The 25,786-nt window shown below is 55.0% G+C and carries 25 protein-coding genes; 19 read left to right on the top strand and 6 right to left on the bottom strand.

Annotation, left to right across the window (positions count from 1 at the left end; all coding sequences use genetic code 11):
- Nucleotides 1–45: 45 nt before the first annotated feature.
- The 4 genes from AC6I8L_RS23395 (at nt 46) to AC6I8L_RS23380 (ending at nt 3,662) form a co-directional block, all read left to right on the top strand.
- Nucleotides 46–945, top strand: coding sequence for a LysR substrate-binding domain-containing protein (locus AC6I8L_RS23395; RefSeq protein WP_058960286.1), 900 nt, complete (start codon nt 46–48; stop codon nt 943–945).
- A 102-nt stretch (nt 946–1,047) separates the two neighbouring features.
- Nucleotides 1,048–2,334, top strand: coding sequence for an SLC13 family permease (locus AC6I8L_RS23390; RefSeq protein ID WP_058960285.1), 1,287 nt, complete (start codon nt 1,048–1,050; stop codon nt 2,332–2,334).
- A 28-nt stretch (nt 2,335–2,362) separates the two neighbouring features.
- Nucleotides 2,363–3,220: an AraC family transcriptional regulator gene (locus tag AC6I8L_RS23385; protein WP_058960339.1), complete on the top strand. Its 858-nt coding sequence runs from the start codon at nt 2,363–2,365 to the stop codon at nt 3,218–3,220.
- A gap of 34 nt (nt 3,221–3,254) precedes the next feature.
- Nucleotides 3,255–3,662 (top strand): DUF2000 family protein, encoded by a 408-nt coding sequence (locus AC6I8L_RS23380; protein WP_045833270.1) that lies wholly within the window; start codon nt 3,255–3,257, stop codon nt 3,660–3,662.
- Between the two features lie 36 nt (nt 3,663–3,698).
- Here AC6I8L_RS23380 and AC6I8L_RS23375 read toward each other — a convergent pair whose 3' ends face one another.
- Nucleotides 3,699–5,033, bottom strand: coding sequence for an amidase (locus AC6I8L_RS23375; RefSeq protein WP_058960284.1), 1,335 nt, complete (start codon nt 5,031–5,033; stop codon nt 3,699–3,701).
- Between the two features lie 4 nt (nt 5,034–5,037).
- Nucleotides 5,038–5,859: an MBL fold metallo-hydrolase gene (locus AC6I8L_RS23370; RefSeq protein WP_058960283.1), complete on the bottom strand. Its 822-nt coding sequence runs from the start codon at nt 5,857–5,859 to the stop codon at nt 5,038–5,040.
- A 102-nt stretch (nt 5,860–5,961) separates the two neighbouring features.
- Here AC6I8L_RS23370 and AC6I8L_RS23365 point away from each other — a divergent pair, with 102 nt between their 5' ends.
- A complete protein-coding gene (locus tag AC6I8L_RS23365; RefSeq protein ID WP_058960282.1) occupies nt 5,962–6,885 on the top strand; it encodes a LysR family transcriptional regulator in 924 nt (307 codons plus the stop codon).
- 62 nt (nt 6,886–6,947) lie between these two features.
- On the opposite strand, the gene AC6I8L_RS23360 is transcribed toward AC6I8L_RS23365, so the two are convergent.
- On the bottom strand, nt 6,948–7,628 hold the full coding sequence (locus tag AC6I8L_RS23360) for an SDR family NAD(P)-dependent oxidoreductase (RefSeq protein ID WP_058960281.1): 681 nt from the start codon (nt 7,626–7,628) through the stop codon (nt 6,948–6,950).
- Nucleotides 7,629–7,760: 132 nt separating this feature from the next.
- On the opposite strand from AC6I8L_RS23360, the gene AC6I8L_RS23355 reads away from it, so the two are divergent.
- Nucleotides 7,761–8,672 (top strand): LysR family transcriptional regulator, encoded by a 912-nt coding sequence (locus tag AC6I8L_RS23355; protein ID WP_058960280.1) that lies wholly within the window; start codon nt 7,761–7,763, stop codon nt 8,670–8,672.
- Here the strand turns inward: AC6I8L_RS23355 and AC6I8L_RS23350 are convergent.
- Together AC6I8L_RS23350 and AC6I8L_RS23345 are read right to left on the bottom strand one after the other, a co-directional pair.
- Complete coding sequence (locus AC6I8L_RS23350; protein ID WP_058960279.1) at nt 8,656–9,939, bottom strand: histidine-type phosphatase; 1,284 nt, start codon at nt 9,937–9,939, stop codon at nt 8,656–8,658. The two genes, AC6I8L_RS23355 and AC6I8L_RS23350, sit on opposite strands and share 17 nt — an antisense overlap.
- Before the next feature lie 59 nt (nt 9,940–9,998).
- Complete coding sequence (locus tag AC6I8L_RS23345) at nt 9,999–11,033, bottom strand: LacI family DNA-binding transcriptional regulator (protein ID WP_058960278.1); 1,035 nt, start codon at nt 11,031–11,033, stop codon at nt 9,999–10,001.
- Nucleotides 11,034–11,250: 217 nt separating this feature from the next.
- Here AC6I8L_RS23345 and AC6I8L_RS23340 point away from each other — a divergent pair, with 217 nt between their 5' ends.
- The 5 genes from AC6I8L_RS23340 to AC6I8L_RS23320 all read left to right on the top strand — a co-directional run bounded on the left by AC6I8L_RS23340 (nt 11,251) and on the right by AC6I8L_RS23320 (nt 17,452).
- Complete coding sequence (locus tag AC6I8L_RS23340; RefSeq protein ID WP_058960277.1) at nt 11,251–12,279, top strand: ABC transporter substrate-binding protein; 1,029 nt, start codon at nt 11,251–11,253, stop codon at nt 12,277–12,279.
- Nucleotides 12,280–12,397: 118 nt separating this feature from the next.
- Complete coding sequence (locus tag AC6I8L_RS23335; RefSeq protein ID WP_058960276.1) at nt 12,398–14,620, top strand: ABC transporter permease; 2,223 nt, start codon at nt 12,398–12,400, stop codon at nt 14,618–14,620.
- Nucleotides 14,617–15,678, top strand: coding sequence for an ABC transporter ATP-binding protein (locus tag AC6I8L_RS23330; protein WP_058960275.1), 1,062 nt, complete (start codon nt 14,617–14,619; stop codon nt 15,676–15,678). The genes AC6I8L_RS23335 and AC6I8L_RS23330 overlap by 4 nt, the downstream gene beginning before the upstream one ends.
- Before the next feature lie 14 nt (nt 15,679–15,692).
- Nucleotides 15,693–16,493, top strand: a complete 801-nt coding sequence (locus AC6I8L_RS23325; RefSeq protein ID WP_058960274.1) for an inositol monophosphatase family protein — start codon at nt 15,693–15,695, stop codon at nt 16,491–16,493.
- A gap of 158 nt (nt 16,494–16,651) precedes the next feature.
- On the top strand, nt 16,652–17,452 hold the full coding sequence (locus AC6I8L_RS23320) for a helix-turn-helix transcriptional regulator (RefSeq protein ID WP_058960273.1): 801 nt from the start codon (nt 16,652–16,654) through the stop codon (nt 17,450–17,452).
- Here AC6I8L_RS23320 and AC6I8L_RS23315 read toward each other — a convergent pair.
- Nucleotides 17,423–18,061: a LysE family translocator gene (locus tag AC6I8L_RS23315; RefSeq protein WP_058960272.1), complete on the bottom strand. Its 639-nt coding sequence runs from the start codon at nt 18,059–18,061 to the stop codon at nt 17,423–17,425. The genes AC6I8L_RS23320 and AC6I8L_RS23315 overlap by 30 nt on opposite strands.
- 196 nt (nt 18,062–18,257) lie before the next feature.
- Here AC6I8L_RS23315 and AC6I8L_RS23310 point away from each other — a divergent pair, with 196 nt between their 5' ends.
- The 8 genes from AC6I8L_RS23310 (at nt 18,258) to AC6I8L_RS23275 (ending at nt 25,784) form a co-directional block, all read left to right on the top strand.
- The gene (locus AC6I8L_RS23310; RefSeq protein ID WP_058960271.1) at nt 18,258–19,115 is read left to right on the top strand and encodes a MurR/RpiR family transcriptional regulator; all 858 of its coding nucleotides are present in this window, start codon (nt 18,258–18,260) and stop codon (nt 19,113–19,115) included.
- Nucleotides 19,116–19,243: 128 nt separating this feature from the next.
- Nucleotides 19,244–20,572: an aspartate aminotransferase family protein gene (locus AC6I8L_RS23305; RefSeq protein ID WP_058960270.1), complete on the top strand. Its 1,329-nt coding sequence runs from the start codon at nt 19,244–19,246 to the stop codon at nt 20,570–20,572.
- Nucleotides 20,569–21,123: a carboxymuconolactone decarboxylase family protein gene (locus AC6I8L_RS23300; protein WP_201785677.1), complete on the top strand. Its 555-nt coding sequence runs from the start codon at nt 20,569–20,571 to the stop codon at nt 21,121–21,123. The genes AC6I8L_RS23305 and AC6I8L_RS23300 overlap by 4 nt, the downstream gene beginning before the upstream one ends.
- Nucleotides 21,124–21,252: 129 nt before the next feature.
- Nucleotides 21,253–22,005: a glutamine ABC transporter substrate-binding protein GlnH gene (gene glnH, locus AC6I8L_RS23295; RefSeq protein WP_058960269.1), complete on the top strand. Its 753-nt coding sequence runs from the start codon at nt 21,253–21,255 to the stop codon at nt 22,003–22,005.
- A gap of 51 nt (nt 22,006–22,056) precedes the next feature.
- The gene (gene glnP, locus AC6I8L_RS23290) at nt 22,057–22,713 is read left to right on the top strand and encodes a glutamine ABC transporter permease GlnP (protein WP_058960268.1); all 657 of its coding nucleotides are present in this window, start codon (nt 22,057–22,059) and stop codon (nt 22,711–22,713) included.
- A 2-nt stretch (nt 22,714–22,715) separates the two neighbouring features.
- Entirely contained in the window at nt 22,716–23,438 is a 723-nt protein-coding gene (glnQ, locus tag AC6I8L_RS23285; protein ID WP_058960337.1) for a glutamine ABC transporter ATP-binding protein GlnQ, read from the top strand.
- 21 nt (nt 23,439–23,459) lie between these two features.
- The gene (locus tag AC6I8L_RS23280) at nt 23,460–24,479 is read left to right on the top strand and encodes a C45 family autoproteolytic acyltransferase/hydrolase (protein WP_058960336.1); all 1,020 of its coding nucleotides are present in this window, start codon (nt 23,460–23,462) and stop codon (nt 24,477–24,479) included.
- Nucleotides 24,480–24,632: 153 nt separating this feature from the next.
- Entirely contained in the window at nt 24,633–25,784 is a 1,152-nt protein-coding gene (locus AC6I8L_RS23275; protein WP_498014568.1) for a lactonase family protein, read from the top strand.
- The last annotated feature ends 2 nt before the right edge of the window (nt 25,785–25,786 follow it).

Here is a 25,786-nt window from a genome sequence, read left to right as displayed (position 1 = left end):
TAGTGCGTAACGATATAAATTTAATGCCCTGCTAAGGAAACTTTAATGCCCGCACAGTCACCACGTTTACCGAAAATCAGCGTAATCCAGTCATTTAAGGTGGCGGCGGAGTTAGGTAGTCTGGCAAAAGCCGCCGCGCAACTGGCACTGACGCCTGCGGCGGTGAGCCAGCAGATCCGGCAGCTAGAGGAACAGTTGGGCAGCGCGCTGTTTGTGCGTACGCAGAGTGGGGTCATGCTGACCGAAACCGGCAAAGAGTATCTGCGCTATGTGACGGAAGCTTTTGATATTTTGCATCTCGGTCAGCAAAACCTGCGTCATGTGGCGGCGATGCCCAAGCTCACGCTCTATTCATTGCCCGCGCTGGCCTCGAAGTGGCTGCTGCCCAATATTGCGCAGTGGCGCGTTCACTGTCCCGACATTGATTTATCGCTACACGGCACCCATGCACAGGTGGATTTTAATGCCACACCAGCTGACTTTGTCATTTGCTTTGGTGAGGATCGCTATCCCCAGCTTGATAAGCAGCGTCTGTTTTTGGATGAGGTGGTGCCCGTGGTGAGCCCCAGGCTGTTGCAGCAGTTTCCATTAGAAAACGTGTTGCAACAGGCTCCATTGATCCATCTTGATTGGGGCAACGAAGGGCGCTTTCTGCCTGACTGGCGAAGTTGGTATCTGGCCAAAGGGATGGCGGAACCCGCATCTCAGCCCGCGTTAAGTTTTAATCTCACCTCCCTGGCGATAGATGCTGCGGTGGCAGGCGCGGGTTTGTTATTGGGGCAGAAAAGGCTTATCGCTGCAGAGCTGGCACGAGGCGATTTAGTTATGGTTGATGCGTTAAGCCTGCCGTTAAGTAAACCCTATTTTCTTGCCTGGCCCCAGCGTTCGCGCAGCCAGCCGGGCAGCGAAGCGTTAATAAACTGGCTCGGACAACTAGCAATTTAACAAACTGTTAACTGACTCAGCGTTGCACACCGTGGATTGCACTATGCTTATCCGCTTTGTGCGACGGATCGTAGACAGGGAGTTCAGTCAGTGACTTCAGACATGCATTTCTGGCTTACCACGTTGGTCATAGCCATCACCATTTTGCTGTGGGCAAGTGCACGCCTGCCGGAATATCTCACCGCGCTGCTGTTTTTTGCCGCCGCCACGCTGCTTAACATCGCCCCGACCAGCACCATCTTCAGCGGATTTGCCTCTTCAGCCTTCTGGCTGGTATTGAGCGGTTTTGTGCTCGGTGCGGCGATCCGCAAAGTCGGGCTTGCACAGCGCTGGGCTAACTATCTGGTGGTGCCACTCAGTCAGAGCTGGCCGCGCATGGTCGTTGGCACCCTGGTGCTGACCTATCTGCTGGCATTGGTGATGCCTTCCAATATGGGGCGCATCGCACTGCTAATGCCTGTTGTGCTGGCGCTGGGTGAGCGGGCCGGAATTAAAGCCGGGAGCAGTGGCAGCATTGGTCTGGCGCTGGCGGTGGGTTTTGGCACATTCCAGCTCTCCGCCAGCATCTTACCGGCTAATGTGCCCAATCTGGTGCTGAGCGGCGCTGCGGAAAACGCTTACCAGATCCATCTTCAGTGGCTGCCCTGGTGGCTGTTGCATATGCCGGTGGTGGGGATTGGCAAGGGGATGGTACTTGCAGCCGCTATTCTGTTTCTGTTCCGCGCGCAACCTCAGCCCGTGCGCCATCGCGATCAACTTGAGCCGCTCAGCCGCAGCGAATGGCGGTTGATGGGCCTGTTGGCTATCACTCTGTTGCTGTGGATGACCGATAGCCTGCACGGCTTGCCAGCTGCATGGATTGGTCTGGCGGCGGCCTGTATTTGTCTGCTGCCGCGCATCGGCTTTCTCTCAAGTGATGATTTCGCCAGCGGGGTTAATTTCCGCACCTGTATCTATATCGCCGGTATTCTCGGGGTGGCGACAGTGGTGGTGGATTCAGGACTTGGCCGACTGATTGCCAATTTGCTGCTCAGCGTGCTGCCTCTGCAGGATCACGCTTCGTTTGGTAATTTCGCGGTGCTTAACACGCTGGTCTCGCTGCTCAACTTTGTGCTGACCGCCAACGGCGTGCCAGCGATGGTGACGCCGATCGCGCAAGAGCTGGCAACCGCATCCGGTTTTTCTCTGATGAGCGTCGTCATGATGCAGGTGTTTGCCTACGCGACGCCGCTGTTGCCTTATCAGGCTTCGCCAGTGGTGGTGGCGATGGGGCTGGGTAATGTGCCTGCCAAAGCGGGCCTGCAACTGTGCGTGCTGGTGTTTATCTTCAGCGTGCTGCTGCTGTTACCACTGGATTATCTCTGGTTCAGGCTGCTAGGCTATGCCTGACTTTCCCTCACTGCCTGAGCACGCCGTTATGTCAGCCAATAATGATTGGGTCGATTTTCGTCGCGATGACGAAACCGGTATCGAAAGCGTCAACGCGCATTTTCGCGGACACGCCTACGATCCGCACGATCACGACGAATTATTGGTGGGCGTGACGCAGCAAGGCTTACAGCGTTTTAATTGTCATCGTGCTTTGCACACCAGCACGCCGGGCCGCGCCATTTTGATTGAGCCGGGCGCGGTGCATGACGGCCACGCCCCTAACGATGAGGGTTTCACCTACACCATGCTATATCTGCCGCAGCGTTGGGTGGCAGAGATGATGCAGCGACGCGGTCTGGGCGATGTCTCCAACATCGAAGGTGCGTTTCGCCACACGTTAAATGATGATGCGCTGCTGGCCAGTGCCATCCAGCAGGCGTGGTTTTCAGTGCATCACAGTGAAGGGCGACTGGCGCGCGACCAAAGCCTCGATCATCTGATGACGATGCTTTCCCGCCATCTTGAAACCAAACCCAGTGCGCAATCAGGTGCAGCGATGCAGCATATGCAACTTTTACGCGACTATCTGCACGATTTTATGGCGCAGGATATAGGGCTGGATGAGCTGTCACGGCTGGCGGGCATCGATCGCTTTAAGCTGACGCGTCAGTTTAAGCAGGCGTTTGGTCAGTCACCGCATGCCTACCTGGTACGACTGAGGTTGCGCAGCGCACGTGTGCTGCTGGCGCAGGGCATTGAGCCGGTGCAGGTTGCCGCTCAGGTTGGTTTTGCCGATCAGAGCCATTTAGGGCGTTGGTTCCAACGCGCCTACCGCATGACACCGGCCTCCTATCAACGTCAGTGCACAAACGTTCTATATCCCACCCCCGCGACTCTTAGATGATGGTGTTTTAGACCTCATCGGAGAGTAGTTGAAGATGTTTGATACCAAAATCGCCCTGATTGTTCGTGATGATTTAGCCACCTGGCAGCGCCTAAATGTGGTGGCCTTTCTCGCCACCGGCATTGCTTCTGCCGCGCCTGACATGATGGGCGAACCCTATGTGGATGCGAAGGGCCGTCAATACGGCAATATGGCAGGCCAGCCGATGCTGGTGTTTGCGGGTGATGTCACGGGTTTACAACGGGCGCATCGCCAGGGTTTGGAACGGGAGTTGACGGTGATCCCGTATGTGGAAGCGATGTTCGCCACCGGACATGATGCCGCCAACCGCGAGGTATTCATGGCTGAAGATGCCGACAACCTGAACCTGGTCGGCATCGCGATTCGTGGGCCAAAGAAAGCAGTGGATAAGGCGATTAAAGGGCTTTCACTGCATGGGTGAAAGCGATCGCCACCTGTGGCGACCGCATTTATTTCTTTAGCGACTGCGCAGCTCGATGATTTCAGCCGCGCGCAACAACAAATCTTCCCGGCCACGCAGCGCCAGCAATTCGACGCCAATCGGCAACCCGTCGTCGCTCAGGCCAGCGGGAATAGAGATAGCTGGCGCGCCAGTCACTGCGGAAACCAGCGCATTGCTGCCTTCCTGCATCTCGCCGTGTTTGACTGGCGCACGGCGCACCACCGGGTAGGCCAGCAGGTTAATGTTGTACTGGTCGAACATCGCCACCAACTGCTGGTAAAGATCATGTTGGCGCTGCTGCACCCGTGCATAACCTTCGCTGGCCGTGCCAGGATGTACCGCGCGGGTCTTTAACACGGTTTCGAGCTGAGGATGATACAGCCCGGATGCAGCGATATCCGGCAAGGTATGGAACTGCGCCTGCGGCTTATCGGCTAAATACTTCGCCAGCGCTTCAGCAAATTCATAGCCGATGATATTGGCATCAGCCGCTAACGTCTCTAATTCTGGCCAACTCAGCGTGGCAGGCGCGAACCCAGCCACGGCAGCCTGCACCGCCTGATTAATCTCATCTTCATCAGCGGCAAATCCCTCATGCCAGATGCCGACCCGTAATGCTTCTCCCTCCGTAGCAAACGTCTTGCCGCTGAGCACTTCGCTGGCGATGCGCAGGTCGGCCGCGCTGCGTGTCAGCGGGCCGGGGATATCCTGCGTCGGCGACAGCGGCACGATGCCCGATGTGCTAAGTGCACCTCGCGTCATGCGTAAGCCAAACAGGCCATTAAACGCGGCAGGTATACGCACCGAACCTGCTGTGTCGCTGCCAATGGCGAGCGGCACATAACCGGCGGCAACGGCAACTGCAGAGCCGCTGCTCGATCCGCCCGGTGAACGTCCTTGCAGCCAGGCATTGTGGGTAAAGCCCGTCAGCGAGGAGGCGCCGGTAATACCCGCCGCCAATTCATGCATCGCGGTTTTACCGATAATAACCGCGCCCTGGTGGCGCAGCGTGGTGACCAGCGGGGCATCGGTTTGGGCGATGACGTCACGCAACATCACCGAACCCGCGCTGGTGGGCCAGCCTTGTACTTCAATATTGTCTTTAATCAGCACCGGGATGCCGTCCAGCTGGCCCAACGCCTCACCGCGTTGACGGCGTGTATCACTCAGTTCTGCTGCCGCACGCGCTTCATCCGCAAACAGCCAGGTGATGGCGTTGTAGCGCGGCTGGTCTGCCTCACTTATGCGCTGCAGTGCGAAGTCGGTCAGCTCGCGTGCAGTGACGTCACCGCGTTGCAGTGCCTGGTTTAAGTCGCTGAGCGACGCGGTGAGATAGTCAGCGTATTGCATCCGGTCAATCCTCGATTGGACTCCATTGCCCATCAGGCGTAACACGGCCCAAAGAGCTGCTGTGGAAATGGGAACTGAACCAGATTGCCTGATGTTGCTGGCACCAGTCTATAACGCGTTGACGTGCAGCCATCGCGAGCGGAAGGTCTTCACAGAACAGCGAGTTCCAATGCGGGTGTTGAAATTGCACCGGATGGTGCATCACATCACCCGGGAAAATCGCATACTCGCCCTGGCTTTCCAGCACAATCGATGCGTGATCGATGCTGTGACCCGGTGTGGCAATGTAGCGCAGCACGCCGACGAACAGAGGAGATTCATGCACATTGATGGTCTGCAGCTGGTCGCGTTCGATCAGCGGCAGAATACTGTCGCGATACAGTTCCTGACTGGCGGGATCGTCCTGACAGTGCTGCAATTCCGCCGCCGAGCAGACATAACGCGCGTTGGGGAACAACGGCTGCCACTTACCTTCCACCCAGTGCGTATTCCAGCCAACATGATCGGTATGGATATGCGTCATCAATACCAATGTCACTTCAGCAGGATCAACGCCCGCCCGTGCCAGATTCTCGACATAAGGCGTATTCAGTTGATGGAATAACGGTTTGTTATCCCGATTGCGCCCATTGCCGGATGCGGTATCAATCAGAATAGTGTGATCAGCGGTACGCACCACCCAGCTGTGTATCGACACTTCAGCCGGCTGTTCGGCAAAGGCGTCACTCATCTCAGTACGATGTGCCTTAAACAACGCCCCAAATGGAAAAGCGGCGCGCTGCTCAGTGATTTTTTCAACCCGGCATTCTCCTATCTGAATGTTCATGCTGTGCTCCACTTGATAGAGGACGCGTTTAACAGCGCCCGTGACAGTAAGTTGAAAGTCACTATACTGAGGCGGAAAACATTATTTAAATCGATTAAAATCATGAACAACATCAATGAAAATGATTTCTCTCGTATCGACCTCAATCTGCTGGTGGTGTTGATGGTGATGTACGACGTACGCAGCGTCACGCAGGCCGCCAATCGCCTTTACCTCGGCCAGCCAGCGGTGAGTGCCGCTTTGAAAAGGTTGCGTGAAATGTTCGATGATGCGCTGTTCATCCGCACCTCACACGGCATGACACCGACGCCGCGTGCCGAGCAATTAGTGCAACAGTTCGCACCGCTGATGCAGGGGCTGCATCGGGTAATCTTCACGCCCGATGCATTCGATCCACAGCGTGATAACCGCCGTTTTCGCATTGGCATCAGCGATTGGCTGGAACAGTGGTTGATGCCTGATTTGTTAGCGGAACTTGCCACTGCCGCGCCCGGTGTGGATATTCATGTCGTCGCTGCCGATCCCTGGCAGGCGATTCCGTTAATGGAGCAGCAGCAGGCGGATGTGGTGATCACCGTTGGGAATGAAGTTAGTCGTGACTTAACCCGCGAGAAAATCGGCCCGGCGGGTTTTCGCACTGTGTGGAGCCGCCAGCAAATTGCAATGGAACGCCTTACTCTAGCTCAGTTTGTCGGTCATCAGCATGCGCTGGTGTCTTATCGCGGCGCCAGCGAAAGTGCCCTTGACCATGCTTTGCAGCGCCTGGGGAAATCCAGACGTGTACGCTATGTCACGCCGCACTTTTCCAGCTTACCGCTGCTGCTGCAGCAGATGCCGCTGTTCGCCACTGTACCGCAGGGGCTGGCTCCCGCGTGGTGCCAACGCTATGGCTTAAATGCTGCGCCCGTGCCGGTTGAAATGCCGGATTATGAACTGTCTTTGTTGTGGCACAACGCGCAGCAAGACGATCCGGCAAACCGCTGGCTGCGCGAGACATTGCGACAACTGCTGCTGCGAAAAATTTAATGCGGCGTTTAGGCCGCTCGTGCGTTGGCAGCGATTCACAGGAGGACGGCCAACAGAAAACATCACCAGGGCACGACGCGACCCAGATAATCGAGATAATGCAGCCCGCTGCGGCCCGCATACGCCTCCATCGTGTTGAGCAGATTGGGGATGCTTTCATCGATGGTCAGGCGAGCTTCCGGCCCGCCCATATCGGTTTGCACCCAACCCGGCGCCATCAACAGCAGTGTGCGCGCATCCTGATGACGGGCGGCAAAGCTGCGCATAAACATGTTCAAGGCTGCTTTGCTACCGCGATACACCTCGTAGTTGCCATTGGTGTTGTTGGTCAGACTGCCCTGACCGGAGGACATCACGGCAATCGTGCCGCTGGGGCTGACCCGATCTTTGAATGTCTCGATCACGCGTAATGGGCTGAGCGCGTTGGTCACCATCACACGGGTGAACTCCTCGGTCGAAACGTCGGCTATCGTTTCCCGATCGTCATTTTTCACCCCGGCATTGACGAACAGCATGTCAAACTCCGTGCCCGCCAGGCGTTGATGCAGAGCGCGAACCTGCTCGGGGTCCGTAATATCCACCGTTTCTACCGTCAGCTGTTGCGGATAGCACGCAGCCAGCTGCGCCAGTTTATCGGTAGAATGGGCTCGCCCGGTGGCCACAACCTGATAGCCTCGCTGTAGCATGGTTTCTGCCAGTGCGAATCCCAACCCGCGTGACGCGCCAATCAATAATGTTTTCATCCTGTGTTCCTCAGTTGAGTTCTTAAGAAAAGTCTAGCGCGGAGTGAGGAGAGGCGGAACACGCAGCCTATGCAGTGGTAACATGCACCAAACGCCTTGTTATGTCACCCGACATCCAGCAGGATAATGACCATGAACACCACCGATCTGAATTTACTCACGGCGCTTGATGCGCTGCTCACTACCGGCAGCGTGGTGGGTGCCGCTCGCAAACTCAACCTGAGCGAATCGGCGATGAGCCGCACGCTGGGCCGTCTGCGAAATGTGACTGGCGATGCGTTATTGGTGCGGGCTGGTCGGCAGATGGTGCTAACCCCCTATGCTGAAGCGATACGCGAACGGACTCACCGCACGCTGCAAGAAGCGCACGCGGTGCTCAGCCCGGATGCTGAAATCCTCGATTTGGCCGAGTTGGATCGCTGTTTTAGGCTGCGCACCAATGAAGGTTTTATCGAAGCGTTTGGCAGTGCGTTGATTGCTGCTGTGACCGCGCAGGCACCGAAGGTCGAGTTGGTCTTCGTGGCAAAACCGGATAAAAGTGACCGCGAACTGCGTGAAGGCAGTATTGATTTAGAGATTGGCGTGCTCGGCAATATGGGGCCAGAAATCCGCTTGCAGGCGCTGTTTCGTGACCGTTTTGTCGGCGTGGTGCGCGCGGGCCATCCATTGACACAGCAGATGGACATCACCCAATTGGCCCGATTTGGCCATATTGTGGCGTCTCGTCGCGCAGAACGGGGTGGACCGATCCATGACGCCATCGAGCAAGCCGGATTGCAGCGCAAGGTTGTTGCTGTGGTGCCGGCTTTCTCTGCCGCTGTGGCGCTGGTGGTCGATTCGGATTGGGTGGCGCTGGTGCCACGTTCGCTGGTTGCACATCACCCTTTGATCGCTAACAGTCAGGCGTTAGCGATGGTTGAGTTGCCCTTTGCGACGCCGGAAATGACCGTGTCACAAATGTGGCATCCTCGACTGGAGAATGATGCCGCGCATCGCTGGTTGCGCGGCGTGGTGAAACAAATTTGCGCTATGGCGCGTAATTGATCGGCGTAATGGCGGTAGGATCAAGTTGCTGACCGAATTTTGCTAACGTGGATGCCATTGGACACAGCGTACCCACCTCGGTGACCCGACAGTCAGGGGTTCGCCACTCTTCACGCAACAGCGGATGCGCTTGATCGACAGACTGCAGATGACGAAGGTCATCGAGGCTTTGTGCCTGGAAGTAAACATGCAGCCATCGCTCGCCACTCTGCTTATCGCGCCAGCGTTCAAACACCAGGCTACTGCCGGGCGGAATATTCCCGCGCGTGTAGCCCGGCAAAGTCCAGGTGAAGCCCATCAACGTGCGCACCATCGCGATGTTAGTGTCATGTGCGACAAACAGCAGCCAGCGTGCATCCGGCACGGCATCTGAAACGGGGCTGACACCCTGTTCAACATCCTGAATCATTTCATTCAGCAGAATGGAGCCACGCTTTTTCGCCGTATACAGCACGTCGTTACTGAGGTCGTAATTAGCGGTTAACAGCGGTAATACAGCGGTTATCTGTGTAGAGTGGGTGATATTGCCCCAGGCCAGTTGATCTGCCGGCAGGTTCTCACTCCAGCTCAGACGCAACGTCTCCACCATGCTGGCAAGAACACTCAATCCCTGCACATAGGTCTTGCCGCTGTTGCTCTGCTTGATCTGCCACGGTTTGTCAAAGACCGAGCAATCGCTGCCTGGCTGACAGACAGCACTTTTTAATGCCTGAACGGCAGGTTGTAGCGCCTGCTGACGTGCGACCAGATTCCCCGTCGTAGCGGTCACGGCGGCAAGTTGTTGTGCGGGATCGGTATCGGTAGCCGGAAACGCTTCGGTCTGGAACAGGGGATCATCCTCACCCGCCACGTGATGCACCGTAACGCCACAGCCTGGAAATGCACCATCCACCAGCGCCTGGGCAGTGGCGCGGGTGCGTTGCAACGGGCTGGCGCGAACATACACCTCTTGTGCCTGTGGGCAGCCTGACGTCAATAAACCCAACTGACGATAATGATCGCCTTCCCAGCGCCCCTTGTTCACCACGGCAGCGTAGCCATGCCCGGTCAACTCGCCATCGTGTGTGGTCCAGATGGTCCACGGGCGCTGGGTCGCCGCTTCAATCTCTTTGCGGTTGCCGGGCGTGGGCGGGCGAATACCATGTCGGCTTAGTTCCACGACCTTTTCCAGCTGATACTGCGCTTCAGCGTGTGCCGGTAGGGCGCTAAACCAGGACGCACCGGCTATCAACAGGCTGGCGGCAAAGTGATTTCTACGAAGGTTCATCGTGATCCTTATACGAAATAGGGCGTTTATGCAGAACCGGGTGGGATAAAACGCTGTGTTTAGGCACCGCGCACGGATCCGCGCCACACCACATCGGCCTGGTACAGCAAGCTGTCATGCTGTTGCTCGGTTTGCGGGGTAAAGCCGGTTTCATCGGCTTCGGTTTGCATCAGCCAGTTCACGGCATCACGCGCAAACAGCTCAACCGGTTGGGCAAAGGTGGTGAGGTTATAGGAAGACCAGCCTGCTTGCGCGATATTGTCATAGCCGATCAGACACAAGTCCTCGGGCACGCGCAGGGCAAAGCGGTGGCGCGCTTCATCCATAAATCCGCAAGCAACCAGGTCGGTCACGCAAAACACGGCGTCGGGTCGTTGATGTTGAGTCAGCAATCGGTGGGCCAGAATCTGCCCACTTTCATAAGAGGTGGAGCCAAAGCGCTCAACGGTAACCGTCATCCCAACGCGCTGCGCTTCGGCAACGAACGCCGCTTCTCGTTTCATCAGACTGGGTGTGCCCGCCAGGGAGTTAGCAAAGGCGAGGTGTTGACAGCCGGCGCGCTGAAACGCCATCACCGCTGTGGCAGCGGCTCGCTGTGCATCCAGATTGATGCTGAGTGAACCGGGTAGTGCTTCATCGCGGTTAATCAAAATGATGCGCTGACCATGCTGATAACACTGACGCGTGATGGTGCGATCCGGCATACCGGAAAGGATGATCGAGGCGTCCGCACGGAAGTTAATCGCCTGCTGTAACGCGGCTGACACGCTGTTATCGGAACGATCCGTATTGATCAGCATGGCAATTTTTCCCGCTTCCTGCAGAAACTGGGTCAGCCAGCGCACCAGGCTGGCGCGATAGGGTGTGGCGATCTCCGAGACTATCAAGCACACAATTCCACTGCGATTACGCACCAGGCCGCGCGCCAGATGGTTGACGTGATAGCCGAGTTCTTGCGCGGCTTTCATCACGCGGATTCGCATGGCAGAGGACACGCTGGCACCCGGTGTAAACACGCGTGATACCGCTGAGCGTGATACGCCAGCGCGTTCTGCCACATCCTGCGCACTGACCACGGTTTTCTCACTCTGCATGCTCAACTCCTGTGCAAACATCGGTTGAAAAAGAGTCTGCCTCAAATTGCAAAGCTGTGCAAACCGTTCAGGATCTAATTTGTTGCATTTTTGTGACATAACCTATCAATTGCATCGCAAGCCATTTGACAGCAGTTTTTTTGTTCATTACTACTTTGCACAGATGTGCAAAAAAAGGTGCCAGTGAAGCACCACCCTACAATCAAAGGAGAACACCATGCGAGCCACCTCAATCGCCGTCGCACTATCCCTCTCTTGTACTGCACTGCCTTTCGCTGCCTCTGCGGCAGGCAACCTCAACATGGTTTGTTCCGCTGACGTGGTGGTGTGTGAACACATGACACGTATCTTCAGCCAGAGCCATCCAGATATCAAAGTCAGTATGGTGCGTTTGTCGGCGGGGGAAGCGTATGCGCGTTTACGCAGTGAAGCGCGTAATCCGCGTACCGATATCTGGTGGGCCGGTACCGGCGATCCGCATATGCAGGCGGCCGATGAGGGGTTAACGCAAGTGTACAAATCTCCACTGCTTGACCAGCAGCAGGATTGGGCACAAAAACAGGCTGAAAACTCGGGCTATCGCACGGTGGGAATTTACGCGGGTGCACTGGGTTGGGGCTATAACACCAAACTGTTAGCCGATAAAAAACTGAAAGAACCCACTTGCTGGAAAGATCTGCTGGATCCCGGCTTTAAGGGGGAAATTCAAATCGCTAACCCTAACTCCTCCGGTACCGCCTACAACACACTGGCCACCCTGGTGCAAATCATGGGGGAAGATCAGGCCTTCGACTACCTGAAAAAACTTAATGCCAACATTTCGCAATACACCAAGTCTGGCTCTGCACCGGTGAAAGCCGCGGCGCGAGGTGAAACCACGGTCGGTATCGTGTTCATGCATGATGCCGTTGCAATGCAAGTGGATGGCTTCCCGATCAAAACCGTGGCGCCCTGTGAAGGCACAGGCTATGAAATCGGCTCAATGTCGATTGTGAAAGGGGCGCGCAACCTGGCGAATGCCAAAGTCTGGTACGACTGGGCGCTTAGCGCAGAGGCGCAGTCGCATATGAAGGAAGCGAAATCCTTCCAGCTGCCGTCAAATCGTAACGCAGAAATCTCGGAATACGCCCCACGCTTCGAAAACATCAAGCTGATCGATTACGACTTCAAAACTTATGGCGACTCCGCTAAACGCAAAGCGCTGCTCAGCCGCTGGGATAAAGAGATTGGTGCCAGCGCACAGTGATGGCCTGACTGCGTGAACCCGCGCCACATCCTGCGAGATCCTATCCTTGCCGTGGCGCCTTTCAACACATCATTCCACTGCGAGCCGGAGAGGCAGACTCTCCCTCTTGAGGTGTTTTATGCATGCAAATAATCGTCGGCTTACCGGCGCACTGTTGATCGGCCTGGCATCTCTACTCTTGCTGCCGTGGTATAGCCTGGAAGCCGGCTTTTTTGATGGCGGCTGGTTGTTCAATTTGTGGCGCGATCCTGCTAATGAGCCCGCCTTGTGGCAGGTCAGCTCACATCCGTGGCTGGCGATTGCGCTGACCTTGTTCGCGCTCTGTGCCGCGTGTGGATTACTTCCCTCTGGCGCGCGCAGCCGCCTGATGCTGTTATTTAGCGCACTGGGCGTCATTTTTCTGGTGATTGAAGGACATGCCATCGGCTACAGCGGCTGGAGCTGGTTATGGCTGGAAAATCGCTTCGGGGCACTGGAGCAGGGCCAACCGGCGATGGGCGCGGGTGCACTGCTGTTACTGACCACCTTTTTGCTGCTGTTTTCCTTTGCGCTGGCCGAACGAGGCGTGTTGAAAGGCGATGCCTTTGTGGTGGCGTCCCTGGTATTACTGACCGCGCTGGTCAGTATTTTTGTGCTTTATCCGGTGCTGAGCATGTTTGTGGTCTCGGTGCAGGACGTTGATGGCAGTTTTAAACCCGACGGACTGATCAGCAATATTCAGGATCCTTCAATCTGGAGTCTGGCCTGTTTGCAAGGAGGTACCTGCGGTACGGCCTGGCGCACGCTGTGGCTGGCGCTGATGACGGCTTCTGGTTCTACGTTATTGGGGCTGGCCTTTGCGCTGGCCGCCACGCGCACGCCGCTGCCCTGTAAAAAAGCGCTGCGCATGCTGACCATTTTGCCGATTATCACGCCGCCGTTTGTGATTGGTCTGGCGCTGATTCTGCTGTTTGGCCGTGCAGGCGTGGTCACGGAATATCTGGCGGCGCTGTTTGGCATCGAACCTGGACGATGGCTGTATGGTTTAACCGGCATCTGGATTGCGCAGGTGCTGTCATTCACGCCTATCGCGTTTCTGGTGCTGATTGGTGTGGTCGAGGGGGTAAGCCCTTCACTGGAAGAAGCCTCACAAACGCTGCGCGCCAACCGCTGGCGCACCTTCAGCCGCATTTCCCTTCCTTTAATGGCGCCCGGTCTGGCCAACGCTTTCCTGATCAGCTTTATCGAAAGCATGGCTGATTTTGGTAACCCGATGGTGCTGGGCGGCAGTCACGGTGTTCTCTCCACCGAAATCTTCTTCTCGGTAGTCGGCGCGCAGAATGATCCCAGTCGGGCAGCGGTGTTGGCGATGATTTTACTCAGCTTCACCCTGGCGGCGTTCGTACTGCAGCGTTGGTGGTTGGGCGGCAAAAATTTCGCCACCGTCACCGGCAAGGGCGATGGCGGCAAACATGGTCAACTGCCGAGAGTATTACGCTATGGCGTGTATAGCATGGTGATCCCGTGGGGGCTCTTCACGTTGGTGATTTACGGCATGATCGTCGTCGGTGGGTTTGTGCAGTCATGGGGGCTGAATGACGCACTTACCATCGAGCATTACGTGCGGGCTTTCCGTGTCAGCGCCAGTGACGGGCATCTGCTGTGGACGGGCGTGGCATGGAACTCGTTCTGGACCACACTGGAGATAGCGCTGATTGCCGCGCCGCTCACCGCGATTGTCGGTTTGCTCACCGCCTGGCTGATTGTGCGACAGAAGTTTGCCGGCCGTCAGACGTTTGAATTCTTACTGATGCTGAGTTTTGCTATTCCAGGCACGGTGATCGGCGTGAGTTATGTGATGGCCTACAACCTGCCGCCGCTGGAGATCACCGGCACGGCTTTGATTCTGGTTGCCTGCTTTGTGTTTCGTAATATGCCGGTGGGGGTGCGCGGGGGTATTGCGGCCATGAGTCAGCTGGATAAAAGTCTCGATGAAGCCTCATTGACGCTGGGTGCCAACAGTTTCCGCACGCTGCGCAAAGTGGTGCTGCCGTTACTCAAACCAGCGATCAGCGCCGCATTGGTGTACGCCTTCGTTCGCGCTATTACTTCCATTAGCGCCGTGATCTTCCTTGTCAGTGCGCAGTACAACATGGCGACCTCCTACATTGTCGGGCTGGTGGAAAACGGTGAGTACGGTGTGGCGATTGCTTACTCCACCGTATTGATTGTGGTGATGTTGCTGATCATTGGCGTGTTTCAGTGGCTGGTGGGTGAGCGAAAATTGCGTCGTGTTGCCCGCCCCGCGGATATCGCTGTGCCGTCGACTTCAACTTCGTTAACTCAGGAGAGAACCGTATGACCAGTATCAATGCGGGTTCCGTGGTATTTGAGCATGTCACTAAACGTTTTGCGGGCTTCAACGCCTTACCAGATCTGTCACTGACGGTGGAACCTGGCACGCTGGTTACGCTGCTGGGCCCCTCTGGTTGCGGCAAGACCACCACGCTACGCTTGCTGGCGGGGCTGGAACATCCCACCTCCGGGCGCATTCTGATTGGCGGCAAAGACGTAACACATTTGCCTGCCAACGAGCGCGATGTGGCAATGGTGTTCCAATCTTACGCGCTGTTTCCCCATATGAGCGCGCTCGACAACATCATGTATGGGCTTCAGTCCTCGGGAATGAACAAGCGGGAAGCGCAAAACCGGGCGCGCGAAGGATTGAAACTGGTGGGACTGGAAAACCAGGGCCAGCGATTGCCGTCTGAGCTTTCGGGCGGTCAGCAACAGCGTATTGCAGTGGCGCGTGCGCTGGTGCTGGAACCGCAGGTGCTGCTGCTGGATGAACCCTTATCCAATCTAGATGAACGTCTGCGTCGCCGTGTGCGCACCGATATTCGCGAACTACAACAAAGACTTGGCTTTACCGCAGTCTATGTCACCCACGATCAGGAAGAAGCGCTGGCGGTATCTGATAAAATTATTGTCATGAAAGAGGGTGATATTGCCCAGCAGGGCGCACCTGAAAGCCTGTACCACTCCCCGAATTCGGTGTTCATCGCTGATTTTATGGGGGAAGCCAACATTCTGCCGTGCGAAGTCGAGCAAGTGGAGGGCAACGATGCGCTGGTGCGGCTGGGAAATCTGCGTTATCGCGTGCGCGGTAACGGCGTGCCAACCGGCTCGGCCCAATTGTCGGTGCGTCCGCAGTTTATTACGTTGCACAGCGATGGGCAGGGAGCCTTGCAAGGCGAAGTGACCCACAGCACATGGCTGGGCGATCACATCGAATATGAAGTGGCCACGCCGCTCGGTTCCTTGTTTATCGTTGATGCGCAGATGGAGCAGCGTCTGCCGCTGGCTTCTGCCGTGGCGATTGATTTTAAACCTCAGGGATTAGCCCTGATTGCCGGATAATATAAGGACAGATAATGAGTGACACCGTGAATGACGCGCTGCTGGCACGTTTGATTTTGGCAGAGAAAGTGGCACGCGCAGGGGGCGATAAGGCGCTGGAGTATTTCCATCATCGCGACACGCTGGTGGTCGAGACCAAATATGATCTGCAGGATGTGGTGTCTCGTGCTGACCGCGAAGTCGAGCAGATGATCGACCAGCAGATTCGCGCTCAGTTTGCCGACGACGGTTTCCTGGGGGAAGAGTATGGATTGCAGGAGGGCACATCGGGATACACCTGGGTGGTCGATCCGATTGACGGCACCAGCCCGTTTTTGAACGGCATGCCTAACTGGTGCGTCTCCGTCGCGGTATTGCATGACGGTGTGCCAGTGATCGGGGTGATCTATGCGCCAACCTATCAGGAGTGCTATGTGGCGGCACTGGGGCAAGGCGCAACCTTGAATGGGGGTCGTTTGCAGGTTGATCCAACCCGCACGCTGCAAAACCATGTCACTGGCTTTGGCGCTAACAGCCACGTTAGCCCCGCTGAAGTGGGTAAAATCCTGGCCTCATTGCTGGAAGCCGGGGGCAACTTCATCCGTATCGGTTCTGGCGCATTGATGCTGGCGTGGGTGGCGGCGGGGCGCGTAGTGGGCTATTACGAACCTTATATGCACGCATGGGATTGTCTGGCGGGCTACTGCCTGGTGAAAGAGGCGGGCGGCTGGTATCACCCGTTCAATACCGAAGGCGAACGTTTGCTGAAAGGCGCTCAGGTACTGGCGGTGGCGCCTGGCGCAGAAGCTGATTTGAAACGGATTGCGGGAATTTAAATGCTGCCTTCTCTGTCGGGAGCCGTTGTCGCTACGCGGCTCCCGGCAAACGCTCTAAAACGGCACTAAAGCTAATCAGCCCGCTATAACTAAGCAGCATTGCAATTCGCCCCTGGCGATGCTGTTATAACCCATCGCCATATTTACCGGGTTATCTCGTGTCGCTCTCCTCATCAGAATGGTTTAGCCGTAATGGCATTGAATGTTCGCGCGTGAACGCCATTGGCAGCCGCTTTCCGCGTCATCTGCATGACGAATATGTAATTTGCGCTAATCTCAGCGGGCGCGAAGAGATTTGGCTCGATGGCAAGGTCTCTGACGTGTTTGCCGGGCAGGTGACGATTTATAATCCCGTCGCGGTTCAATCATCTTTGTTCAGCAATGATCCGGTGAGTTTTATCAGCATCCACTTGCCGCAGGCGGTCTTAACGGAAAGGTTTGGTACCACCGCTACGCCAGCTTTGCGTGAAGGGGTGTTTAATGATGAACGGCTGTTCCAGGCGATTCATGCATTCGATCGGGCTGCACGCGCAGCTGATGAGTTAATGCTGGAACAACAATTGTTGTGGCTGTGTGGTGAACTACTCGACGATAAAGAGAGTACCTTGCAGGGAGACGTGCAGATTATTGAGCAGGTGAAGCAATTTCTGCGTGAGCACTTGCATGAGAAGCCGCAACTGGATGCGCTGGCGCAACGGGCGGGGCTGAGTAAATATTATCTGGTGCGCCGTTTCACCCAGCTCACCGGGTTGCCGCCGTTGCAATTTCATATGCAACTGCGGCTGCAACAGGCGCGCTATCTCTTGCGCCGTCGGGTACATCCGCAGGACGTTGCGCTGCAACTCGGTTTTTACGATCAGAGCCACTTCATCAACACCTTTCGTAAAGTGATGGGCATTACGCCTTACCATTATTCACAGCAAATTGCTTCAGCCCAGCACAAACTCCCGATAGCCTGACACCATCACATAGGCGGCGAAGTAGCAAAAGATCAGTGCGGAGGCGAGGTAAGAGTATTTTAACAGGCGCTGACCCAGCAGCTTACCGCCCATGCTGCCCACCAGGCACAGCACACAAGTCCAGACCACTCCCGCGATAAAGAATCCGCCGAGGAAAGAGGAGGTGGCATTGACGCTGCCGTGTCCCATACGAGCAATCAGTGCGCCGCCCACGCTGGCAAACCACAAAATCGCGGTGGGCGATGACATCGCCAGCACGACGCCTCGACTAAACTCGCGCAACAATGAGCGATAAGGCTGTTGCTCTGCGGTAGGTAGCGGCGCGTCTTTACGCAGTGCGGCGATCAGCATTTTACCCGCGAACCACAGCAGTAAAACTCCGCCGCCAATCCACAACACCCAGCGCACCGCGGTAAACTGCAATACCACTGCCATGCCTGCGAGCGCCAGCAGCGCATAAATCAGGTCGCCAATACAGGTGCCTATTCCCAGCCAAAAGCCGTGAAAATAGCCGCGCTGCATCGCGAGGGTAATCATGGCGATATTGGCCAATCCAATATCAAGGCACAGCGATAAACTCAGCAAAAAGCCATTTGAAAACTGCAGCATAGCGACGAGCCTGTCCATATTTTTTTCTGTGGGCGTGATTAAACCACGGCAAGGATCACACTGTATTGGAAAGAATTGCGCCACAGCGCCCGGAGCACCACGGCATTCGCTCCAGGATGAATCGTCTCTGCGTCTGGTTTTCTCGCCGTCGCAATTATGTTTATATGCATCCATCTGCCATCAACGACCAAACGTTATGAATCTTCGGGATAAAATTGTCAGTCAGTTCAGTGAGCTGTCGCCGGAACTGCAGCGCGCGGCTGAGTTCTCTCTGCAAAATGCCAATCAGCTGGTGGTGCAATCGATGCGCGCGTTTGCCGTTGAGGCCGGAGTCAAACCCGCCACGCTGCTGCGACTGGCGCAACGTTTGGGCTATCAAGGCTGGGGCGAACTGAAAGATGCTTTTATTGATGATATCGGCCTGCGCAATGATACATACGTATCCAAGGCCGAAAAACTGATCGCCAAAGGAACACAGCCGCAGCTGTATGATGAGGTGTTTAGCGCGCATCAGGCCAATCTGGCCTTTACGCAAAACGAAAATCAGCAGGAAATGGAACAAGCGGTGACCTTGCTCGATGCGGCTGATAACGTCTATATCTGCGGCTTTCGCGCCAGTTTTCCCATCGCCTGGTCGCTGTTTTATGTTTACCGACTCTTCAACCGTCAGGTCTCGTTGATTGATGGCCTGGCCAGCAATATCGAAGTATTTACCCGCGAACTTACCGCGCAGGATTGTGTGCTGCTGACCAGCTTTGCGCCTTATTCCCGTGAGTCACTGGATGTGCTGCACGCCGCGCAGCAGGCAGGGGCAAAGATCATCGCGATTACCGATTCACCGGTTTCCCCGCTGGCGCAGGCCGCCGACTGCACCCTGTTATTCTCTATCGACAGTCCGTCGTTCTTCCCCTCAGTGGTCTCTGGCATGGGGCTGGCAGAATGCTTACTGGCAATGCTGGTGGCGCGCCATGGCCGTGATGCTGTGCATAAAATCGAAAATGCCGAACGCTATCTGATTGAATCTGGAGCATATGTGGTGCCTGGCAAATCCTGAGGGATGATTCATTTGTATCCGTCATAAGAAAATAGAATGCATGTGAATCATTATTGCATTGACGTGATCCAAATGAATCCTGCAAGATGCGCTTAATCACCGTAGCGTATTCAGGAGCAGTACCCAGTATGAGCCACATTATTCACCGCAGTTTGCGCAGCACGCCCGCCGTGGCTGATCGCGCCGAAGGGGCGTACATCTTCGATAAACAAGGAAAGCAGTATCTCGACGCCTGCGGTGGTGCTGCCGTTTCCTGCTTAGGCCACGCGCATCCTGATGTGTTAGCCGCGATGCATCGTCAAATCGACCAACTGGCCTATGCTCACACCAGCTTTTTTACCAGCGACACCGTTGAGCAACTCGCTGAACAGTTGACGCGCACGGCGCCTGGCGATCTCAACTACGCCTATTTCGTTTCCGGTGGTTCGGAAGCCGTGGAAACCGCGCTGAAATTAGCGCGTCAATATTTCGTTGAAATCGGGCAGGCGTCACGTACCAAATTTATCGCGCGCAAGCAGAGCTATCACGGCAACACGCTGGGTGCATTGGCCGTCGGCGGCAATGAGTGGCGCCGTCGCCAGTTTGCCCCATTACTGATCGACGTGATTCGCGTGTCAGCCTGTAATGAATACCGCGATCGTCGTGCTGATGAAACGCAGCAGCAATACACCACGCGTCTGCTCAATGAACTGGAACAGGCAATCATTAATGCCGGTCCGGAAACCATTATTGGTTTCTGCGCTGAAACGGTAGTGGGTGCCACCACCGGCGCGACTCCGCCGACGCCGGGTTATCTGAAAGGCGTGCGCGCACTGTGCGATAAATACGGCATCCTGTATATCGCCGATGAGGTGATGTGCGGTATGGGACGCACCGGGACGTTGCACGCGTTTGAACAAGATGATGTGGTGCCGGATCTGGTCACTATCGCCAAAGGGTTGGGTGGCGGTTATCAGCCGATTGGTGCCGTGCTGGCCAGCGAAAAGATCGTCTCCGCACTCCAGTCGGGCAGTGGTCTGTTCCAGCATGGTCATACTTACATTTGCCACGCTACGGCGGCTTCAGCGGCACTGGCGGTCCAGCAGGTGATTGAACGCGACAACCTGCTCGATGCGGTGAAGCAGCAGGGCGCGTATCTGCAAAATGCTTTGCGTGAAGTGCTGGGCGCATTGCCGCATGTGGGCGACACGCGTGGGCGCGGCTTATTTGCCGGTGTGGAACTGGTGCGCGATAAAGAGAGCAAAACCCCGTTCGATCCTGCACTGAAACTGCATGCGGCGATCAAAGCCAACTGTATGGCTCGTGGCCTGATGGTGTATCCGATGGGGGGCACCATTGACGGGCAATATGGCGATCACATCCTGATTGCACCGCCATTTATTATTACGCCGAGCCAGCTCGATTTTGTGGTGGATAGGCTGGCGACCGTGATTCGTGAAGAGACCGGTAAATTATGATTAATCGTTTGCCGCCGCTGGCGGAGCACGAGTGGGACGACCAGCAACGTCCACTGGCAGAAGAGATCATTAATGGGCCGCGCGGTGCATTGCTTCCGCCGTTTGAGCCTTTACTGCGCAGCCCGGAATTGATGGCGCACGCGCAGCGCATGGGAGAGTACCTGCGCTATCGCAGCGCGCTCGGTCAGCGCTTATCGGAACTGGCGATTCTCATGACGGCGCGTCACTGGTCGCAGCCGGTGGAGTGGGCGATTCATGCGCCCATCGCCCGGGAAAAGGGCATATCCGGCGCTGCCGTGCAGGCCATTAATGAGAAGCACCTGCCCGATGACTTAAAGCCGGATGAGTGGGTGATTTACCACTTTTGCCAGCAACTGCATCAACAGCAAAAAGTCACTGACACCACCTGGCAACAAGCCATCGATTTATGGGGCGAAAAGGGCGTGGTGGATCTGATTGGCATTAACGGTTATTACAGCTTCCTCTCGATGATCATGAACGGCGCACAGACGCCGGTACCCGAAACACGGGATGATATTATCCCGGCATAAGCCGTCGTTTTCATCAGGGCGTGATCGGATGCGCCCTGAATATCAAATGGATTTATCTTTTTACTCCCGACGAAATATTTCGCTGGGTGACATTCATCGCACGCTATTTCACTGACGCTGAGGGTTATTATGTCTGCATTATTCTCTAAATTAAAAGTTACGTTAGCATTGGTTGCTTGTTCAGCCAGTTTTTTTGCAGCAGCGCAAGATAAATTAACCGTCGGTGTAGACACCGCATTTGTTCCGTTCGAATTTAAACAAGGTGATAAATACGTCGGCTTTGATATCGATTTATGGGATGCCATTGCGAAGAAAATGCACGTTAGCTACGAATTACGCCCAATGGATTTTGGTGGGTTAATTCCGGGCTTGCAATCGCGTAATCTGGATGTGGCGATGGCGGGCATTACTATTACGGATGCACGTAAGCAGGTCGTCGATTTCAGTGAAGGATATTACGACGCCGATTTATTGATGGCGGTAAAAAGCTCCGATAATTCCATCACGAAATTTAGCGATTTATCGGGTAAGAAAGTGGGCCTCAAGCAAGGCACCGCCGCTGCCAGCTTTATGAAAAGCAAATATAAAGCGAACTACGTCGAGTTCCCTAATATCGATAACGCCTATCTTGACCTGCAAGCCGGTAATCTGGACGCCGTGGTGCATGACTCACCGAACGTGCTCTATTACGTGAAAACGGCAGGCGATGGCAAAGTGAAATCCACCGGTGAAACCGACAGCATTCTGCCACAGCAGTATGGCTTTGCGATGCAGAAGAACAGCAGCTTAACGCCTAAGGTGAATGCTGCGTTGCAGGCACTGCGCGCAGATGGCACTTACAGCAAGATCTACGTGAAGTGGTTTGCCAAACAGCCTAAATAATCCCGCCAGGCCGGTGCAAACCGGCCTCGTTTCGCTTTTACGGGTAGAAAGATGAATTTCGAAAGTAAATATATTTGGGAGTCCCTGCCACTGCTATTACAGGGATTACAGTTAACGCTGATTATCTCTTTATCAGGCTTAGTGGGTGGTTTTATTATTGGTTTGCTGGCGGGCACCTGTCGTGCATTGGGCGGTCGAATATCAAAAACACTTTCACTGATTTTCGTTGAGTTAATTCGCGGAACGCCGATTATGGTGCAGGTGATGTTCATTTATTTTGCACTGCCGATGGTCATGCCGATCCGTATCGATCCGGTTACGGCTGCGATTGTGACCATTGTGATTAACTCTGGTGCGTATATTGCGGAGATTACGCGCGGTGCGATTCTCTCCATTAATAAAGGTTTTAAAGAAGCCAGTCTGGCAACGGGATTATCACAACGCAGTACTGTGTTGCACGTTATTATGCCGCTGGCGCTACGTCGTATGATCCCCGCGTTAGGCAATCAGTGGATTATTAGTATCAAAGACACCTCGCTATTTATTGTGATTGGCGTAGCGGAATTAACTCGTCAAGGGCAAGAGATTATTGCCGGTAACTTCCGCGCACTGGAAGTCTGGACAGCGGTAGCGATGATTTATCTGCTGGTGACGTTGTGCCTGAGTTTCCTGCTGAAGCAACTGGAGAAAAGGATTTATATCTTATGAGCATGGTTGAATTTAGCGCGGTGTCGAAGAGTTTTGGCACCACTCAGGTACTGCATGACATCAATCTAAAGATTGAAGCCGGTGAAGTGGTGGTGATCATTGGGCCATCGGGCTCGGGTAAGTCCACGCTGTTACGCTGCATCAATAAGCTCGAAGAGATTTCCTCCGGTACGCTGTTGGTGGCGGCCATGCACATCACCGATCCACACGCCAATGATTGCGATATTCGCCGCGAGGCGGGCATGGTATTTCAGCAATTCCATTTGTTCCCGCACCTCACCGCGTTGGAAAACGTGATGTTTGGTCCGATTCGCGTGCGCAAGCAGAGCAAAGCCGCAGCGCGTGAACAGGCGATGGCACTGTTGGATCGTGTGGGTTTGCGTGAGCGCGCCAAACACTATCCGTCTGAACTCTCAGGCGGTCAGCAGCAGCGAGTGGCGATTGCACGTGCGTTAGCGGTAAAGCCGAAGATGATGCTGTTTGATGAGCCAACATCAGCTCTCGACCCAGAATTGCGCCACGAAGTTTTGAAAGTGATACAGTCACTGGCTGAAGAGGGTATGACGATGGTGATCGTGACACATGAAATTGGCTTTGCCCGTGATGTGGCCTCACGACTGATCTTTATTGATGGCGGCACCATTGCCGAAGACGGTTCACCTGATATGCTGCTGACGGCCAGTGACAATCCGCGTCTGAAAGAATTTTTGCAACACGTATCCTGAACAGAAGTGAACGATAACAATATGAAAAAAATCGCAATCCATGGTTCCGCCTTCGAAATTGGTCAGCAATTGGGTGAATTTGGCCGTGAAGCCTGGCATCAGAAGCTGACGCTCACCGCACTCTGGCAGACAGTGACAGCCATGAAAGACGCCGACCAAACGGTGGCCATGCGCGCGTTGGTCCAGGCGCACTATCCGCTGATCTGGCAGGAGCTGGAAGGGCTGGCCGCAGGATTACAGGCGCCGATTGAGGAGGTTTTTGCCTGGAACTGCCGTGGCGATTTAGTACGTTCAACCTCGGATGGATGTACCACCGTGGCGGGACAGCGTGCTGATGGCGTGTTAACCATCGCGCACAATGAAGATGGTTTTCCGCAATTACGCGATGACTGTGCCATCGTCAGCATCTGTCCGGATAGCGGCATGGCGTTTACCAGCTTTGCTTATCCGGGGTCGATTTGCGGTCATACCGTTGCCGTAAACGAGAAGGGCGTGGTGAATACGGTGAATAATATTCGTGCGCTGCATCGTCCGGAAGGAGTGCCGCGTCAAATCCTGGCCCGCGCCGCGTTGAATGCGGCCACGCTGGATGAGGCTATCGCTATTCTGACCACATCACCGCGCGCCGGATCGTTCCACCATACGCTCGGACAGATGGGCGATAGCCGTCTGTTTAGTGTGGAAGCCACGGGTTCGGGTTGCTCCGTAACGCCACTGACCGGAGTGTTCGCCCATGCCAATCACCTGATTCATCCGCAACTTGATGGCGTGGAACAGGTGATCACTGCCAGCTCCGGATCACGCCAGCAGCGGTTAATTGAGTGGCTGGAGGCGCAAACGCAGCTGGATGGCGATGCAGCAAAAGTGATTCTCTCTGACCAGCATGATGCGGTGCTGCCCATTTATCGCCTTTCGCCGAACGATCCGGATGAAGAGAACACCCTGGCGACAGCGGTATTTACGCTGCATGCCAAACAAGTTGACTGGCAGATATTTACCTTGAATCGTGATGAGCCAGAATTTAAAGGCACGATTTCCTAAAAACTAATCTGCTATATTGTGAACCCGGTCACCCTGGCCGGGCGCTATTCAAATTAATCCCACTATAGTCGTTAAACATTCCGATTATGGTGGGGTACGAAAATGAATAGAAATAAAAAAGCCGCATTCAACGGTTTAGCATCAAACATAACCATGGCATTATCCTTAGCTGTTTTTTCACTGGCGGGGAGCGCTATGGCAAATGCTGCGGAACATCATCAAATCGCTTTAGTGGGTACCTGGACGTCGATTCCAGATGCCCCATTAGAGCAGAAACCGGATCATCCTAGCGAAGGTTTATATCGCCTCAAGGTGAATGCGGATGGCACTTTAACACCACTTGATGTGATCAAAATGAAAAGCCCGTCATGGATTGTAAAATCCCAGGATGGCCGCTTTGCCTATACCACCAATGAAGAAAACGCCGGGGCCGTTACCGCACTGTCCATTGATAAAAGCGGTCAGGTGAAAGTGCTAAATGCGGTGGATAGCCATGGGCAACAGCCGACGCACGCCACCATCAGCCCGGACGGTAAGTTCCTGTTTGTCGCTAACTACTCGGTGGCGAAAGGCGGCGCGGGCGTCTCGGTGTTCCCGATTCATCATGACGGTAAACTGGGTGAGCAGGTGCAGCACTTTGCTTTCGACCACGGCACGGGCGCGGTGAAAGGACGTCAGGATGGCGGTCACGCACACTCGACCACCTTTACCCACGACGGTAAATATCTGTTCGCTGCCGATCTCGGCGGTGACAAGCTCCATGCGTATCGTTATCACGCCAATAAGGCTGAGCCTCTGGAAGCGGATACCGCGCATGACGTGACCTTTACCGCCGGTTCTGGCCCGCGTCATATGGTGTTCTCACCAGATGGCAAACATGCCTACGTCACCACCGAAATGGCCGGTGAGATCGCGGTATTTACAGTGAAAGACGATCACCTGGATCGCAGCAATACCGTGAAGCTGAACACTGAAAATAACAGTGCTGAATACCGTAGCGGCGGCGGAATTATTCTCAGTCCGAACGGTAAATATGTGATTGCAGCGAATCGTGGTTCAGATAATAAGCTGTTGGTGTTTAAAATTGAGGCGGATGGCCAGTTAGGCAAGCCGGTCAGTTATAAAGCCAACGGCATTGAACCTCGGGCGTTCTCATTTGATGGCAGTGGAAAATATCTCTATGTCACTAACGTGTTCACCAACAATATTTCCCTGTTCCATTTCGATGAAAAGAGCGGTGAGCTGAAAGCAGCGGGCGATGCAGCAAAAATATCCACGCCCACTGATATAAAGTTCTTTAATTAAGC

The organism is Type-E symbiont of Plautia stali, assembly GCF_059731115.1.
The sequence above is the reverse complement of the archived record's forward strand: the minus strand, read 5'-3'. Positions and strand labels throughout refer to the sequence as shown.